The sequence below is a fragment of the Rheinheimera marina genome (assembly GCF_042654345.1).
In the GTDB taxonomy this organism is placed as follows: domain Bacteria; phylum Pseudomonadota; class Gammaproteobacteria; order Enterobacterales; family Alteromonadaceae; genus Pararheinheimera; species Pararheinheimera marina.
In genome coordinates this window covers 24,384-39,079 of record NZ_JBHSGB010000006.1, presented here as the reverse complement: position 1 = coordinate 39,079, position 14,696 = coordinate 24,384, and the positions used below count along the sequence as shown (strand labels likewise).

Genomic DNA, 14,696 nt, shown 5'->3' with positions numbered 1-14,696 from the left:
TGTTCCCTGAAGCGGCAAAGGTGCAACCCCTGCGCTGCTGTTGTTCTATCAGGGTAAAGAGCAAAGCCTGTGCCAACAGCAATTTGGGGGGAGTGCTGGCTCTATCTTGGGTGAGCTCACCTTTGCACGCGCTTGCTATGAATACAGAACTTGACTGGTGAACAGGCAAGCAGAGCTAAAACACCGGCAGATGGGAGATGCTGTAAACAAATGCTGGACAAATCTTGGGAAATGATTGAATTTAGGAAATTGTTAACCATTGCTGCGCACTGGTCTAAGAAGCCAAACGCGCATGCGCGTGATACAAATGTTAGCTCTATAGAAGGATATCGAGTGGAAATCCATCAAGCAGTGAAAAACATGCTCCAGATTGTAGAGGAACTACACAAGTCTTACCCAAAGAAAAAGTTCACACTTGATGGAAGGCTTGTTGGTGACCTTGGTGAAATTCTGGTCGAAGAAGACTACGACTTGGAACTATATGAAGGCCTTGAAAAGCATCATGATGGTGAAACATCTGATGGTCGAAGAGTTCAAATAAAAACAACAATGAAGAGTTCCCTTACATTTCCAGTAGACCACATACCTCATTACTATATCGGTATTAAAGTTCATTCTAACGGTACATACACAGAAATATTTAATGGCCCTGGCTCGGTGGCCTGGAATGCAGTAAAGGGAAGGAAGCCCACTAAGACAAATTTACACTCAGTTACTCTTTCGGCGCTAAAGAAGTTGAATGCGGAGGTTCCTGAAAATGAGCGAATTCCAAAAAGAGCTAACAAGTAGCTCCACCGGAAAAAATACTCGCTGCGCTCGCATTTTTTGTGAGCTAGGAGTTAAGCCTTAATAAGTCATGGATAGAATTGGAAAAAAGTTGAAGGGAAAAAACGCTCAAACGTGCTTTGGCTGATATTAAAGAAATAAAAGAGGGTGCAGTGTTGAGTAAAGAACATCCCGGATTTCGCATTTTTGTGCTTGGGGCTGGCTTTTCAGTTCCTGCGGGGCTTCCTACCGCTGCAGAGTTATACCCCGAAGTTGTCAGGCGAGTAGAACGATCATACGGAAAAGACAATCGTTTTCATTGGGCGGTTCAGGACTATATAGATTACAGAAGAAGAAGCGATGGTATTGAGCTAACTATTGATACTATAGATCTAGAAGAGTTTATGTCGTTTCTCGACATTGAGCATTTTCTCGGGCTAGAGGGTAGTGATACCTTAAGTGAACATGGCAATGCTGCGCAGCTATTTGTAAAAAGGTATATTGGGCAGATAATTCATGAAAGGACACCGAGCAAGGATTCATTGCCGCAAGAGTATTATGAATTTGCTGAGAAGCTGTCGGTAAAAGACATTGTTATAACGCTAAATTACGACGTTGTTCTTGAGCGAGCTCTTGAATATGTTGGCAAGCCTTACAGGCTGTTCCCGCAGCGTTATGGAAAGATTGGTGATGGTTTTAATACCGTTGATGATTCCCGAGATGAAGTTACGATCTTGAAGCTGCATGGGTCGTTGGATTGGTTCAGTAACAAGTCCTATCTTCATGGCTTAGAAGCTTTTAAAAAACAAGATGTAGATGGGCGGCCTAACGATCCAATTTTTAATAATAATGATAAATATGGCCAATATCCGTTAGTTGATGGGCCACGAAATGAAGATGATCCGCTACTAAATATCTACAGATTAAAGAACATAGATCTTTTTTACGGAAATTACGATCCGCCTGCGATACCTATGATTCTCTCGCCATCTCATATGAAAATTGTCTATGCAAACCCGTTTTTGGATTTTTGGTGGGGCTCGGGGCGTGCGGGAGGCATGAACCTGGGTATATCAATTATCGGGTTCTCTCTGCCTTTACACGATGATTATCTTCGAATATGCCTCTATAGAATGATATCTAATTTCCAAGAAGTGGCCTGGGATCAACCACTTTTAGATTTCTATAAAAATCATGTAAAGCTTGTTGACTTTAGGACGGACAAAGAAGGTAAAGATGAATTGCTCGAAAGATATCGATTTATTGATTATGAAAAGGCAGAGGTCTATACAGATGGTTTTTCTGTGGATGCAGTCGAGTTTATTTTTAACCAGTCAAGATACGCCTAACAACCGCATATTGCCGGATTGCTCTTTCGCTGCGCTCCATACGAGCCGCAAACGCGGACGTTAAACCAAACTAATTTCAGTTCCCAGAACAGGCGGCATTGCGGCGTCTACTTCGTCGACGATGGCGTCCAGGGTTTTTTCCGCTTCGTCCAGTTCGCTCACTTCGGCAATATGAAACAGGGCTTCGCCTTCATTGACCAACGGCAGGTTATTGCGGCCTATCACAATGCCGCTGAAGCTGGCGGTGACGGCCACTTCAAAGTCGGAGTAGGGGCTGTAAATATGCGCCAGCACATCGCCTTGTTGCACCGCCTGGCCCAGCGTGACGTAGTAGCGGGCAATGCCGTCATGTTCGGCACGTACCCAGCTGCTTTTTTTGGTAAATAACGACTGAGTGCGTGGCGCGGTTTTACGGCCAGCCAGCATACCCAAATGCTGCATTACATTGAGAATGCCACGCACGCCAATATTGATGGACTGTTCATCAAAACGCAGCGCCTCGCCGGCTTCGTACAGCACAATAGGAATGCCCAGACTGTTGGCGGTGCCACGCATGGTGCCATCGCGGCTGGCGGCTTTAACGATAATAGGGGCGTTAAAGACTTCGGCCATTTGCAGCGCCATTTTATCTTTGGCACTGGCGCGCACCTGCGGCAGGTTGCTGCGGTGAATGGCGCCGGTGTGCAGGTCAATCACAAACTGGCATTTCTTTAAAATATGTTCGGTAAATTGCCAGGCCATGCGGCTGCCTAACGAGCCTTTTTCACTGCCGGGGAAGCTGCGGTTTAAATCGCGCCGGTCGGGCAAATAGCGGCTTTGCTGGACAAAACCATAGGTGTTCACAATAGGCACCACAATCAGCGTGCCTTTGAGCTGGTTCAGTTTGGGAATTTTCAGCAAACGGCGGCAAATCTCCACGCCATTAATTTCGTCGCCATGCAAAGCGGCGGTGACCAGCAGCACCGGACCAGGCCGCTTACCATGCAGCACATGGGCGCCTATATTCAACTCGGTGTGGGTGTAGAGTTTGCCAAAAGGGATATCGACCACAGCACGGCTGCCGGCTTTGATCCGGCTGCCAGCCAGTTCAAAATCGGTCTGAGTGGGGCTGCTTAGCATCAGACTTTCCTCTTTTTGCTGCGTTTTTGCTGTTTTTCCACCTGCTGTTCCAGGTAGTCGATAATCAGGCCCGCCACATCAATGGCGGTGGCGCCTTCAATACCTTCCAGGCCCGGCGAGGCGTTCACTTCCATCACCACCGGGCCATTGTTGGAGCGCAAAATATCCACCCCGGCCACTTCCAGCCCAATACTTTTGGCTGCCGCCAGCGCGGTGCGTTTTTCGGCGGCGCTGAGTTTGACCAGGCTGGCGGTGCCGCCGCGGTGCAGGTTGGAGCGAAACTCACCGGCTTTGGCCTGGCGTTTCATTGCGGCGACAATTTTGTTGCCTATGACAAAGCAGCGGATGTCGGCGCCATTGGCTTCTTTGATGTACTGCTGCACCAGAATATTGGCGTTCAGCCCCATAAAAGCTTCAATGACGCTTTCGGCAGCGGTGCGGGTTTCGGCCAGCACCACGCCAATGCCCTGGGTGCCTTCGAGCAGTTTAATCACCAGCGGCGCGCCGCCCACCATGTCAATTAAGTCGGGGATATCACCTGGTTTGTCCGCAAAGCCGGTAATAGGCAGGCCGATGCCGTCACGCGCCAGCAGTTGCAAGGAGCAGAGTTTGTCGCGGGCGCGGCTGATGGCGGCGGATTCGTTCAGCGCATAAACGCCCATCATTTCAAACTGGCGCAGTACGGCGGTGCCGTAGAAGGTAATGGACGAGCCGACCCGTGGGATCACAGCGTCAAAACCATCCAGATTGCGGCCTTTGTAGTGGATGGCCGAACGGGTCTGGTTGATATTCATGTAACACATCAGCGGGTCTATGACCTCAATCTGATGGCCACGGGCTTCGGCGGCTTCGACCAGCCGCTGGGTGGAATACAATTCACGGTTACGTGATAAGACTGCAATTTTCATCCGGGCACTCACGCCAGTTTATCTGGGCCTATTGTAGTGGGGCCTCAGGCAATTAGCAGCAAGTGCCTGAAAAATTACAGTAAAAATAATGAGCCTAACCCGAGGAATGCAAAGAAACCAATGACGTCTGTCACTGTGGTTAGAATGACTGAGCCCGACAGCGCCGGGTCTATTTTAGCTTTCTCCAGCCAAACCGGGATCACCACCCCAGACAAGGCGGCCACGGATATATTAATCACAATGGCCATTGCTATCACCGCAGCAATAATCCAGTCACCAAACCAGAGGTAGGTGGTGCCAGCTATCACCAGGGCCCAGAGCACACCATTCATTGCGCCGACACTGAGTTCTTTACGGAATAAGGTCCAGTAGGTTTGCGGGGTGATTTGGCCAAGTGCCAGGCCGCGGATTATCAGGGTCAGCGTCTGGCTGCCGGCAATGCCGCCCATCGACGCGACAATGGGCATCAGCACCGCCAGTGCCACCACTTGCTGCAGGGTGGCTTCAAACAGGCCAATGGTCCAGGCGGCCAGAAAGGCGGTCAGCAGGTTAATACCAAGCCATAAAGCGCGGCGTTTGGCACTTTGGATCACCGGGGCGAATAAGTCTTCTTCTTCGCCTAAACCTGCGGTGTGCATAAACTGGCTTTCCAGGCTGCGCCGCACGTTTTCCAGTGCTTCACCAATGGACAAGCGGCCGAGCAGCTTGTCTTCATCGTCGAGCACCGCCAGTGCGCTGTAGCCAGAGCGAGCCACCATGTCGGAGCCTTCGTCCAAATCCATCGCGCCCCTCACCACAGGTGCCTCATCGTCAATCAACCCAACCACAGGCAAATGATTGGGTTTGCCTAATAAACGAATGCCATGCAATAAGCCGACATAACGGCCGGTGCGGTCCACCACAAACAGCGCTTCCTGGTATTCGGCGTCTTCTTCCAGTTTGGTAAAAAGCCGCACCGCGTCACGCACTTTGGCGTTTTTCGACAGGATCAGCACATCGTGGTCGGCATAACGGCCACATTGCTCTTCGTCGTAGGTCAGCGCCTGGTCCAGCCATTGCTTCTCTTGCAAATCCAGTCGGGAGCAGGCGTACTGGTAAATATGGTCCGGCAGTTCGTCCAGCAGCTCAATCAAGTCGTCAACGTCAATTTCGGCCACCAGCGTCTGTAACTGGTCGGTGTCGAGTTGTTTGAAAATATTGACCCGGGCGTCGACCCGCATATAGGTCAGGGATTCAATTTGTTGCTCGTTCGATAAGGTCAGCCAGGTGGAAAGACGCTGCTCCAGCGGCATGGCTTCCAGCGCGAAGGCTATTTCTTCCGGTTCGAGTTCTTCCAGACGTTCGGCCAGCTGCTCAGTTTCGTTTTCATCGAAACTGTCACGGACGATTTCTTCAATATCCAGCGGTGTATTTTCGACCATCTAAAACTCCTTGGCTGTTACCACCACCGGCGAACTTTAAACCAAACCAATAACCCAAGCGCCAGTATCAGCATACCCGCCAATGTCAGATGATAACCCCACTGTATTTCAAGCTCAGGCATGTATTTAAAATTCATGCCGTAGATGCCCGCGATAAAGGTCAGCGGCACAAAGACCGCGGTCAAAATAGTCAGCACCTTCATTTTTTCGTTGATTTGGTGCGACGAGGTCGACATATAGCCGTCAACTAAATCGGATAACTGGTCATAGTACATTTGTACCATGCTGTGCAGCCGCTCAAACTTTTCATAAAAATCACGCAGCTCGACCCGCTCAAACAGCAGCCGGAACGGGTGGCTGTCGTCTTCGTCAAACAGCAAGTCGGCAAAGATGTCTTTCTGATACGCCAGGTTGCGGTCAATTTTGCGAAACACCGAGCGGAACTTCATAATTTGCGCCATGCGCTGGTCATTGCCGTTGCTCTGCATGGCATCTTCCAGCTCGCCTAATTCGTCTTCAAACTGGATCAGCTTGTGCAGGTAAGACGCTGCGATTGCATGAATGTATTGCTTGGCCCAGCCTCTGGTTTCCAGCCCTTTAAGGCTGCTGAAGGGCAGCAGAATTTGTGGCGCAGGCAGCGGGCTGTAAAATTTCACCAGCATCACCTGGTCGTTAAACAGCATGTTAATCTGGCTGTGGCCCGGGTAATCGGAGAAATCTGCGCTGGCAAAGCCACGTAAGATCAGCAGTTGAAACGCATTGCTGACTTCCAGTTTAGGCGGGTGGCGGTCACGCAAAAAGTCTTCGGCAATCACCGGGTGGATGCGGAAAAACTCCAGCACTTGCTGCTGTTCCTGCAGATTGGCGTCAGTCAGATTGATCCAGAAACGGCTGCCACTCAGCAGCGGCAAACGCACAGAGGCAAAATCACAAATTTGCCATTGCTGTTGTTCCGGGCAGTACTGATGCAGTTCAATCATAAGGGAGTCCGCGGCTGGCGTCTGAGACAGCAAAACTGAGCTCAGCATAAGAAAAACAGGGGCTTAATGCAAATGCACAGCCCCTGTTGCAGAACGGTTTGCTGGTATTTTCAGCAGTTTAGCTTTGGTTCGCCGCGATGTACTGGTTGACCATCAGTTCCAGGGTATCCAGCGGCAGTGCGCCGTTTTTCAGCACCACGTCGTGGAACTGGCGGATATCAAATTTATCGCCCAGTGCTGTTTTGGCTTTTTCGCGCAGTTCCAGCAATTTCAGCATACCCACAGTGTACGCAGTGGCCTGGCCCGGCATGACGATGTAACGTTCAATGGCATTGATGGCTTCACCTTCAGAGTTCGGCGTATTGTCCTTCAGGTATTGAATGGCTTGCTCACGGCTCCACTTTTTGTCATGCAGGCCTGTATCCACCACCAGACGGCAGGCCCGCCACAGCTCCATGGCTAAACGGCCAAAGTCAGAGTAGGGGTCCTGGTACAGACCAATCTCTTTGGGCAGTTGCTCTGTGTATAAACCCCAGCCTTCGATGTAGGCGGTATAGCGGCCAAAACGGCGGAACTTCGGTACATTTTCAAGCTCCTGCGCTATGGCGATTTGCATATGGTGGCCCGGAATACCTTCATGGTAGGCCAGCGCTTCCAACTGGTACTTCGGCATGCCATTCATCCGGTACAAATTGGCGTAATAGGTGCCAGGCCGGCTGCCATCCGCAGCTGGTGGCTGATAAAAGGCTTTGCCAGCGGATTGCTCACGGAAGGCTTCCACGGCTTTGACCACCAGATCGGCTTTCGGCTTGACGATAAACAGCTGGTCCAGCCGGCCTTTCATGTCGTCAATCACCCGGGTGGCTTCGGCGAGGTAAGCGGTTTTACCTTCGGCCGTGTCCGGGTAATAAAACTGGGGGTCATCACGCATAAAAGCAAAGAACTGCTGCAAGTCACCTTTAAAGCCGGTTTTTTGCATGATGGCTTTCATTTCGCCGTGAATACGTGCCACTTCAGACAAGCCCAGTTGGTGGATTTTCTCTGCGCTGTAGTCGGTGGTGGTGATGTTTTTCAGTCGGTAGGCATAAAATTCATTGCCGTCTTTGAAGCGCCAGACACCGTCTTCTGTGCCAGCTACTTTTTCAAGTTCAGTCAGGTAGGCAATCAGGCTCTGATAGGCTGGTGCTACGCTGCCGGTCAGTGCCAGTTCGGCTTCTTTGACCAATAAATCTTTGGCGCTTTGCTCCAGCTCCAGCTTCTGTACTTTGCCGCGAAAATCGGCCAGCAAGGTGCTGTCCGAATCACCATCAAAAGGCGCGCCGGTGATGATGTTACGGCTGGCACCTATCACATGGGCGAACACAAACTTGGGTGGCAAAATGCCAGCGTCGGCGCGAACCTGCAGTTGCTGCTGCAGTTGTTTAAAGTACGGCAAGACGTTTTTCAGGCGGCCAATATAGGCTTTGGCATCGGCCTCGTTATCAATGCGGTGCTGGTTAATCAGTAAGTCCGGCACATTGGAGTGCACGCCGTACATCTGATTGACCGGGTAGCTATACAAATGCCAGCGGTCGCCGTCCAGTTGCTGCTGTAACTGGCTTTGCAGTAGCTGTAAACTTAGTTGACGTTGGCTGTCTAAGCTTTTGACATTGAGCGCGGCTAAGCGCTGCAGCTGCTGTTTGGTCATCTCCAAATCCGCCAGCCGGCGCTGGTCAGACAAATCATCCCATTGGTCGTAGTTGGTTTTCTGGCCCAATGAGGTCTGGGTTTCCGGGCTGGTGGCCACCTGCTCATCAAAAATGGCGTCAAACAAAGCATCGGCTTTTTCGTTTTCACTTTGTGCCACAGTGCTGCTTTGTTCTGTCGGCGTTCCGGTTGGAGTATTGGTTGTCGGGTTGCAGGCACTAAGTAAGGCGACAGCAATAGCTGCAGCAAGCGCATGGTGTTTCATGGGTTCATCCTGATTGTTGTCATTCTTCTGGTACTACACCATCTGTGGCGCTTTGTTTCAAGCCTTGTCTGTTCAGAACTGACCTGGCTGCGGTAAGCTAGTGGCTTGAGTGAATGGAGGTGTTTAATGTCACAAAATTACGACGACAACAATATTTTTGCCCGTATTCTGCGTGGTGAAATTCCGGCTTTTAAAGTCTATGAAGACGAGCAGACACTGGCGTTTATGGACATCATGCCGCAAATTCGTGGCCATGTGCTGGTGATCCCAAAAGAAGCGGCGGTGACTGTGTTTGAATTGTCTGCAGAGGCCAGTCTTGCCTGTATGCAAACAGTGCAAAAAGTGGGGAAGGCGATTGTGAAGGCGCTGGACGCACCCGGCATAACGTTGTTTCAGCAAAATGGCGCTGGCATTGGACAGACTGTACCGCACGCTCATTTTCACTTACTGCCATGTTCGGTGTTTGCGCTCAAAGGCCATCAGGCCGAACTGGGCAATATGGACGAGTTAAAAGCGCTGGCCGCGCAAATCGCAGCCGCGCTTTAACAACCTTTACAGAAAGAGTTCCAGTAAATCATTCAGGTAGCGCACCCCCTTGGGGGTGATCTGCCAGTGGTGTTCTGTCAACTCCAGTAAACCTAAAGTGGCCGCTTTGGCGAGCGCAGGTTCGACCTCGCTTAACGGCAGGCCGGTCAGTGCCGGGAAATCGCTTTGCGGGCAGGCCTCAAGCAAGCGAAAACGATTCATAAAAAACTCAAAAGGCCGGTCTTCTGCAGCCACCGCAGTGCGGCTGTCCAAATAACCTTTGCTTAAATCCATGTAGCCTTTAGGGTGTTTAATCTTCACTGTGCGGATAATGCTGTGTTGCTCTGGCAGCGTGATTTTGCCGTGTGCGCCACAACCTATGCCCAGATAGTCGCCAAAACGCCAGTAGTTCAGATTGTGCCGACACTGAAAGCCAGTCTTGGCATAGGCGGAGGTTTCGTATTGCTGGTAACCATGGGCCGTCAACAGTGCGTGGCCTTGCTCCTGAATATCCCACAAGGCTTCGTCTTCCGGCAGCACCGGCGGACGGGAGGCAAAGGCGGTATTGGGTTCGATAGTGAGCTGGTACCAGGACAAATGCGGTGGCTGCAGGGCAATGGCTTGGGTTAAATCAGCCAAAGCTCCCGCCACATCCTGTTGTGGCAGGCCGTGCATTAAATCCAGATTAAAGCTTTGCAGTGGTAACTGTTTTGCAAGTTGTGCTGCGGCTTTGGCCTCATCGCAGTTATGGATGCGGCCCAGTGCTTTGAGCTGGTCAGCCTGAAAGCTCTGCACCCCAATCGAAAACCGGCTGACACCGGCCTGCACATAAGCGGCAAATCGACCGGCTTCCACAGTGCCAGGGTTGGCTTCCATGGTGATTTCGCAGTCGCTCTCGAGCGTCAACCGGGCTCGCACACCATCGAGCAGCGCCTGAATGGCGTCGCCACTGAAGGTGCTTGGGGTGCCACCACCGATAAAAATGCTGTGGATGGCCCGGCCTTGCACGTAAGCTAAATCCTGCTCTAAATCAGCCAGCAAATGCGCCAGATATTCTTGCTCCGGAATGCCTTGTTTCACCGCATGGGAGTTAAAATCGCAATAGGGACACTTCTGCACACACCAGGGGATATGGATATAGAGCGACAGCGGCGGCAGGTGCAGGCTCATGCCGTAACCTGTAACTGGGCCAGCAGTAGTTTCAGCGCTTTGGCTCTGTGGCTAAGCTGTTTTTTCTCTGCGGGGGTTAATTCGGCAGCGCTGCCGTTAGCATCATCCGGCAAAAATACCGGGTCATACCCAAAGCCGTGGCTACCTGTGGCTGCAAAGGCGATTTGACCGCGCCAGATACCATGCGCAATCACTGGCACCGGGTCGTCGGCATGGCGGACAAAAGCCAGCACACAGTGGAACTGCGCCTGACGCTCTCCTGCCGGCACTTCGGTTAAATCAGCCAGCAGTTTGGTCAGGTTGGCCAGGTCATTGCCATGCTCACCGGCATAACGGGCCGAATAAATACCAGGTGCACCGCCAAGCGCATCCACCGCTAGTCCTGAATCGTCGGCCATGGCCGGTAAGCCAGACGAACGGCTGGCATGGCGTGCTTTTAAGATGGCGTTTTCAATAAAGCTCAGGCCGTCTTCGACCGCATCGTCGATGGCAAAGGCGGATTGTGGTTGCACGTCAAAGTGCAGAGGTGCCAATAAGTCGGCGAGCTCTGCCAGCTTGCCTTTATTGCTGGTGGCCAGTACTAACGTTTGCATTTGGTATCCTGCGTCATTGCCTGTTGAGGCTTATTCGGTATAGAAGGTCTGGCTGAATTGCAGTTGCTGTTGTGTGGTGCCCTGACGGATATCAATAATGAACGTCAGGTGCTGCTCATTGCGCACCGGCAGCTGGGCCAGGTAATAAATGGCGTCACCTTCTGTCACTTGTTTAAAACTGAGCTCCGTGGTTTTACCCATGAGATCACGCACTTTACCGCTGAGCTCTACTTGCTGTGCCTGTTGGTCGTTGCTGCGTAGCACCGAAATATTCAGCAGGGCATTAAAGCTGCTGCGCTCAATGCCGTAGTTTTTCGCAATGGCGGGGTCGAGCAGGGTGCTGTCAAAGGCAATGTAGTGCACATCCCATGGGCCCAAGGCCTGCTTTTGTTCTGCCTGGCTGGTGCCTGAAAACAGTGAAACAGCAAACAGCAGGGCTAACAGATAAGTTTTCATGACGACTCCAGATAAGGACTGAATTCTGCGGGTAGCTGGCAAGGCGGGCTGACATGCCAGGTTTTTTGCCGGTTGAGTTCGCCTCTGATCAGCTGTAACTGATTTTTACGCACGCCAAACCAGTCCGCCAGTAATTGCTGTAAATAGGCATTGGCTTTGCCGTCGACCGGCGGCGCCTTAATGGCAATTTTAATAGCGCCATCGTGCAGGCCCACCAGCTGATCCCGGCTGGCGCCCGGTTGAATATACAAGCGTAATTCGTAGCCGCCGCCGGGCAGAGGTTTCAGCACAATTTAGAACCCACGCAGCAGGTTTTGCAGCAGGATTTGCACAAATTGCAGGCCGAGCAGCAGCACCAGCACTGATAAGTCAAGGCCGCCCATAGACGGGATCACGCGGCGGATTGGGTGTAACAAAGGCTCAGTCAGCTGCATCAGCACTAATTCCATCGGGTTATTGCCCTGGCTGAACCAGGACAGCAATGCACGGATCACCAGGATCCAGAACAGCAGTTGCAGTATTTCTGTCACCAGCAGTACCAAGGCGCCTAACGGCAGGTACGCAACGAACAGCTGACCCATCTGGTAAAACTGCGTAATGGACACATGCAATAAACAAATAACAAAAGCCAGTAACCAGGTGCCGGTATCAAAACCGCCCAGGCTGGGCAAAAAGCGCCGCAGAGGGATCACCACTGGGTTGGTGGCTTTGACAATAAACTGGCTGAACGGGTTGTAAAAATCGGCGCGGGCTGCCTGCAACCAGAGGCGCAGTACCACCACCATCAGATAAAGTTTAATGACTGTACTTACCAGAAAAAACAATGCGTCTGTCATAACTCGCCTTATAAAGTTTTCGCCATTTCTTCGGCTCTGCTGATGGCTGCCATCATGGCGGCTTTTACAGTGGTTTCAAGGTTGTGTTGTTTAAAAGTTTCAATGGCCTGATGAGTCGTGCCACCTTTGGAGGTGACTTGGGCGCGCAGCTGTTCAAAGCTAAGTTCAGACTGACTGGCCATAGTGGCAGCACCTAACGCGGTTTGCGCGACCATGGCTTTGGCTTGCTCCGGGCTAAAACCAAGCTCTTCACCCACCTGTTGCATGGCTTGCATCAGATAAAAGAAATAGGCGGGGGCGCTGCCAGAGACGGCAATCACCGAATTAATTTGTGCTTCCTGTTCCAGCCAGACTGTCTGGCCTGTACCGGCAAACATATCCTGGGTAAAGGACTGCTCGTAAACAGAGCAGCGACTTGGAAATAAGCCGGTAACGCCAAGCCCAACCAGGGCAGGGGTGTTCGGCATAGCGCGGACCAGCCGTACCTGACCTAACCATTCTTCATAGCGGCTGACCGGCAATCCAGCGGCCACTGTGATAAAGAGTTTTTCTTTGCATTCCGGCGCTTGTTCGGCCAACTGCCGACACAGGTCTGCCATCATTTGTGGTTTGACCGACAGCACAATCACATCGGCCTTTTGGGCGGCAACCAGGTTGTCTGTGGTGATCTGGATGCCATAATCCTGTTGCAGTTTGTCCAGCTTTTCAGGGCTGCGATTGGCGGCAATGATGTTCTCTGCCGGGTAGCCCTGACGCACCATACCGCCGATGATGCACTGCGCCATATTGCCTGCGCCAATAAAGGCGACTGTGTTATCTCTCATCTGTTGCTGTAATCCCTGGCACCAAAAATAGCTGTGCCTAATCGTATCATAGTTGCGCCACAACGCAGAGCGTCCGGCCAGTCATCTGACATGCCCATCGACAATTCAGTCGCCTGTGGCTGCTGTTGTTGTAGCTGCGCGGAAAGTTTGGCCATCCGGGCAAAGGCGGCTGGGCCATTGCCCGGCTCCGGGATGGCCATCAGGCCTTTCAATTCAAGGCCCGGCAACGCGGCCACCGCTTGCGCCAGTGCCAGCATGTCCTCAGGCGCCACCCCGGCTTTGCTTTCTTCTGCGCTGATATTAATTTGCAGCAGAACTTTTAACGGCGCTAACTCTGCCGGGCGCTGCGCCGACAATCGTTCGGCAATCTTTAGCCGGTCGACGCTGTGAACCCAATCGGCATAGCGGGCAATATCACGGGTTTTGTTCGACTGAATAGGCCCGATAAAATGCCATTCAATGCCGGAAAGTGACGCCAGCTGTTGTGCTTTGGCCTGCAGCTCCTGCACATAGTTTTCGCCAAAGGCGCGCTGACCGGCCTGGTAGGCTATTGCTATTGCCTCTGCGGGTTTGGTTTTACTGACGGCAATGAGCCGGGCGTCCTGGCGCAGCTGATGTTCGAGCTTAATTTGTTGAATTGCCTGTTGGGTCCGTTGCAGCGCTTCTGCTATGTTGTCTGTCATATGCTGTCTAAGGTGTGGAGTTAGCCCATGGATATTACCGAATTACTGGCCTTTAGTGTGCAACATAAAGCCTCGGATTTACATTTATCAGCCGGGGTGCCGCCGCTGATCCGGGTGGATGGCGATGTGCGCCAACTGAATATTCCGGCGCTTGATCACAAGGCCGTGCATGCGTTGATTTACGACATTATGAATGACAAACAACGCAAAGAATACGAAGAAAAACTCGAAAGTGATTTTTCCTTTGAAGTGCCGGGACTGGCGCGCTTTAGGGTCAATGCCTTTGTGCAAAACCGCGGCGCTGCGGCTGTACTGCGCACTATTCCGAGCACAGTGCTGACGCTGGATGAGTTAAACGCTCCGGATGTGTTTCGCAGTATTGCGGAAAACCCGCGTGGGCTGGTGCTGGTGACCGGGCCGACCGGCTCAGGTAAATCCACCACACTGGCGGCGATGATTGATTATATTAACGCGACCAAACACCACCATATTCTGACCATTGAAGACCCGATTGAGTTTGTGCATCAGAACAAACAAAGCCTGATTAACCAGCGCGAAGTGCACCGTGATACCTACAGTTTCAGTAACGCACTGCGCTCTGCGCTTAGGGAAGACCCGGATGTGATACTGGTGGGTGAAATGCGGGATTTGGAAACCATCCGGCTGGCGATGACAGCGGCGGAAACCGGTCATTTGGTGTTTGGCACCTTGCATACCACCTCGGCGCCAAAAACTATCGACCGGATTATTGACGTGTTCCCCGGTGAAGAAAAAGCCATGGTGCGTTCCATGTTGTCTGAATCTTTGCGGGCGGTCATTTCACAGACACTGCTGAAGAAAACCGGCGGTGGCCGGGTAGCTGCCCACGAAATTATGCTGGGCGTGCCAGCCATTCGTAATCTGATCCGCGAAGACAAAATTGCTCAGATGTATTCAGTCATTCAGACCGGCGCCGCTCACGGCATGCAAACCATGGATCAGTGCCTGCAAAGTCTGGTCAGCCGCGGGTTGGTCAGTCACCAGGACGCTTTGGCCAAAGCGCAGGACAAAAACAGTTTTGGTTTGGCCGGCGGTATGGGCGCCGGCAGCGGTTTTGGCGGATTTACGAGGTAACTT

The 14,696-nt window shown here is 51.9% G+C and carries 16 protein-coding genes; 4 read left to right on the top strand and 12 right to left on the bottom strand.

Translation table 11 applies throughout. From position 1 onward, the window contains the following. Positions 1-333: 333 nt before the first annotated feature. Together ACFO3I_RS06120 and ACFO3I_RS06115 are read left to right on the top strand one after the other, a co-directional pair. Positions 334-789: a DUF6998 domain-containing protein gene (locus ACFO3I_RS06120; protein WP_377332593.1), complete on the top strand. Its 456-nt coding sequence runs from the start codon at positions 334-336 to the stop codon at positions 787-789. A 149-nt stretch (positions 790-938) separates the two neighbouring features. Continuing rightward, positions 939-2,114, top strand: a complete 1,176-nt coding sequence (locus ACFO3I_RS06115; RefSeq protein WP_377332591.1) for an SIR2 family protein — start codon at positions 939-941, stop codon at positions 2,112-2,114. 60 nt (positions 2,115-2,174) lie between these two features. On the opposite strand, the gene ACFO3I_RS06110 is transcribed toward ACFO3I_RS06115, so the two are convergent. From ACFO3I_RS06110 to ACFO3I_RS06090, 5 genes are all read right to left on the bottom strand, one after another. Continuing rightward, on the bottom strand, positions 2,175-3,233 hold the full coding sequence (locus ACFO3I_RS06110; RefSeq protein ID WP_377332589.1) for a succinylglutamate desuccinylase/aspartoacylase family protein: 1,059 nt from the start codon (positions 3,231-3,233) through the stop codon (positions 2,175-2,177). Then, positions 3,233-4,141, bottom strand: a complete 909-nt coding sequence (gene rimK, locus ACFO3I_RS06105; protein ID WP_377332587.1) for a 30S ribosomal protein S6--L-glutamate ligase — start codon at positions 4,139-4,141, stop codon at positions 3,233-3,235. Before rimK ends, ACFO3I_RS06110 begins: the two co-directional genes overlap by 1 nt. A 74-nt stretch (positions 4,142-4,215) precedes the next feature. After that, positions 4,216-5,562, bottom strand: a complete 1,347-nt coding sequence (locus tag ACFO3I_RS06100; protein ID WP_377332586.1) for a magnesium transporter — start codon at positions 5,560-5,562, stop codon at positions 4,216-4,218. Between the two features lie 17 nt (positions 5,563-5,579). Further along, positions 5,580-6,542, bottom strand: coding sequence for a magnesium transporter CorA family protein (locus tag ACFO3I_RS06095; protein WP_377332583.1), 963 nt, complete (start codon positions 6,540-6,542; stop codon positions 5,580-5,582). 118 nt (positions 6,543-6,660) lie between these two features. Next, complete coding sequence (locus ACFO3I_RS06090) at positions 6,661-8,493, bottom strand: DUF885 domain-containing protein (protein WP_377332582.1); 1,833 nt, start codon at positions 8,491-8,493, stop codon at positions 6,661-6,663. A 126-nt stretch (positions 8,494-8,619) separates the two neighbouring features. On the opposite strand from ACFO3I_RS06090, the gene ACFO3I_RS06085 reads away from it, so the two are divergent. Then, positions 8,620-9,039: an HIT family protein gene (locus tag ACFO3I_RS06085; RefSeq protein ID WP_377332580.1), complete on the top strand. Its 420-nt coding sequence runs from the start codon at positions 8,620-8,622 to the stop codon at positions 9,037-9,039. Positions 9,040-9,045: 6 nt separating this feature from the next. On the opposite strand, the gene hemW is transcribed toward ACFO3I_RS06085, so the two are convergent. Genes hemW through ACFO3I_RS06050 form a run of 7 tightly spaced genes read right to left on the bottom strand, consistent with a single transcriptional unit; the run spans position 9,046 to position 13,580 of the window. Next, complete coding sequence (hemW, locus tag ACFO3I_RS06080) at positions 9,046-10,188, bottom strand: radical SAM family heme chaperone HemW (protein ID WP_377332578.1); 1,143 nt, start codon at positions 10,186-10,188, stop codon at positions 9,046-9,048. Continuing rightward, a complete protein-coding gene (gene rdgB, locus ACFO3I_RS06075; RefSeq protein WP_377332576.1) occupies positions 10,185-10,781 on the bottom strand; it encodes an RdgB/HAM1 family non-canonical purine NTP pyrophosphatase in 597 nt (198 codons plus the stop codon). Before rdgB ends, hemW begins: the two co-directional genes overlap by 4 nt. A 30-nt stretch (positions 10,782-10,811) precedes the next feature. Then, positions 10,812-11,237, bottom strand: coding sequence for a DUF4426 domain-containing protein (locus tag ACFO3I_RS06070; RefSeq protein ID WP_377332575.1), 426 nt, complete (start codon positions 11,235-11,237; stop codon positions 10,812-10,814). Next, positions 11,234-11,527 carry a DUF167 domain-containing protein gene (locus ACFO3I_RS06065; RefSeq protein ID WP_377332573.1) on the bottom strand — a complete coding sequence of 98 codons (294 nt, stop codon included), beginning with the start codon at positions 11,525-11,527 and terminating at the stop codon, positions 11,234-11,236. The genes ACFO3I_RS06070 and ACFO3I_RS06065 overlap by 4 nt, the downstream gene beginning before the upstream one ends. Positions 11,528-11,530: 3 nt before the next feature. After that, positions 11,531-12,073: a YggT family protein gene (locus ACFO3I_RS06060; RefSeq protein WP_377332571.1), complete on the bottom strand. Its 543-nt coding sequence runs from the start codon at positions 12,071-12,073 to the stop codon at positions 11,531-11,533. A gap of 8 nt (positions 12,074-12,081) precedes the next feature. Then, the gene (gene proC, locus ACFO3I_RS06055) at positions 12,082-12,897 is read right to left on the bottom strand and encodes a pyrroline-5-carboxylate reductase (RefSeq protein WP_377332570.1); all 816 of its coding nucleotides are present in this window, start codon (positions 12,895-12,897) and stop codon (positions 12,082-12,084) included. Beyond that, entirely contained in the window at positions 12,894-13,580 is a 687-nt protein-coding gene (locus ACFO3I_RS06050; protein WP_377332569.1) for a YggS family pyridoxal phosphate-dependent enzyme, read from the bottom strand. Before ACFO3I_RS06050 ends, proC begins: the two co-directional genes overlap by 4 nt. A gap of 27 nt (positions 13,581-13,607) precedes the next feature. On the opposite strand from ACFO3I_RS06050, the gene ACFO3I_RS06045 reads away from it, so the two are divergent. Next, entirely contained in the window at positions 13,608-14,693 is a 1,086-nt protein-coding gene (locus ACFO3I_RS06045) for a type IV pilus twitching motility protein PilT (protein WP_377332567.1), read from the top strand. The last annotated feature ends 3 nt before the right edge of the window (positions 14,694-14,696 follow it).

Bases quoted from the DNA above. Each gene is read 5' to 3' on its own strand.
- ACFO3I_RS06050 (WP_377332569.1), bottom strand. From the start codon at position 13,580: ATGACAGACAACATAGCAGAAGCGCTGCAACGGACCCAACAGGCAATT.
- proC (WP_377332570.1), bottom strand. From the start codon at position 12,897: ATGAGAGATAACACAGTCGCCTTTATTGGCGCAGGCAATATGGCGCAG.
- rimK (WP_377332587.1), bottom strand. From the start codon at position 4,141: ATGAAAATTGCAGTCTTATCACGTAACCGTGAATTGTATTCCACCCAG.
- ACFO3I_RS06085 (WP_377332580.1), top strand. From the start codon at position 8,620: ATGTCACAAAATTACGACGACAACAATATTTTTGCCCGTATTCTGCGT.
- ACFO3I_RS06090 (WP_377332582.1), bottom strand. From the start codon at position 8,493: ATGAAACACCATGCGCTTGCTGCAGCTATTGCTGTCGCCTTACTTAGT.
- ACFO3I_RS06070 (WP_377332575.1), bottom strand. From the start codon at position 11,237: ATGAAAACTTATCTGTTAGCCCTGCTGTTTGCTGTTTCACTGTTTTCA.
- ACFO3I_RS06095 (WP_377332583.1), bottom strand. From the start codon at position 6,542: ATGATTGAACTGCATCAGTACTGCCCGGAACAACAGCAATGGCAAATT.
- ACFO3I_RS06045 (WP_377332567.1), top strand. From the start codon at position 13,608: ATGGATATTACCGAATTACTGGCCTTTAGTGTGCAACATAAAGCCTCG.
- ACFO3I_RS06110 (WP_377332589.1), bottom strand. From the start codon at position 3,233: ATGCTAAGCAGCCCCACTCAGACCGATTTTGAACTGGCTGGCAGCCGG.
- ACFO3I_RS06100 (WP_377332586.1), bottom strand. From the start codon at position 5,562: ATGGTCGAAAATACACCGCTGGATATTGAAGAAATCGTCCGTGACAGT.
- rdgB (WP_377332576.1), bottom strand. From the start codon at position 10,781: ATGCAAACGTTAGTACTGGCCACCAGCAATAAAGGCAAGCTGGCAGAG.
- hemW (WP_377332578.1), bottom strand. From the start codon at position 10,188: ATGAGCCTGCACCTGCCGCCGCTGTCGCTCTATATCCATATCCCCTGG.
- ACFO3I_RS06060 (WP_377332571.1), bottom strand. From the start codon at position 12,073: ATGACAGACGCATTGTTTTTTCTGGTAAGTACAGTCATTAAACTTTAT.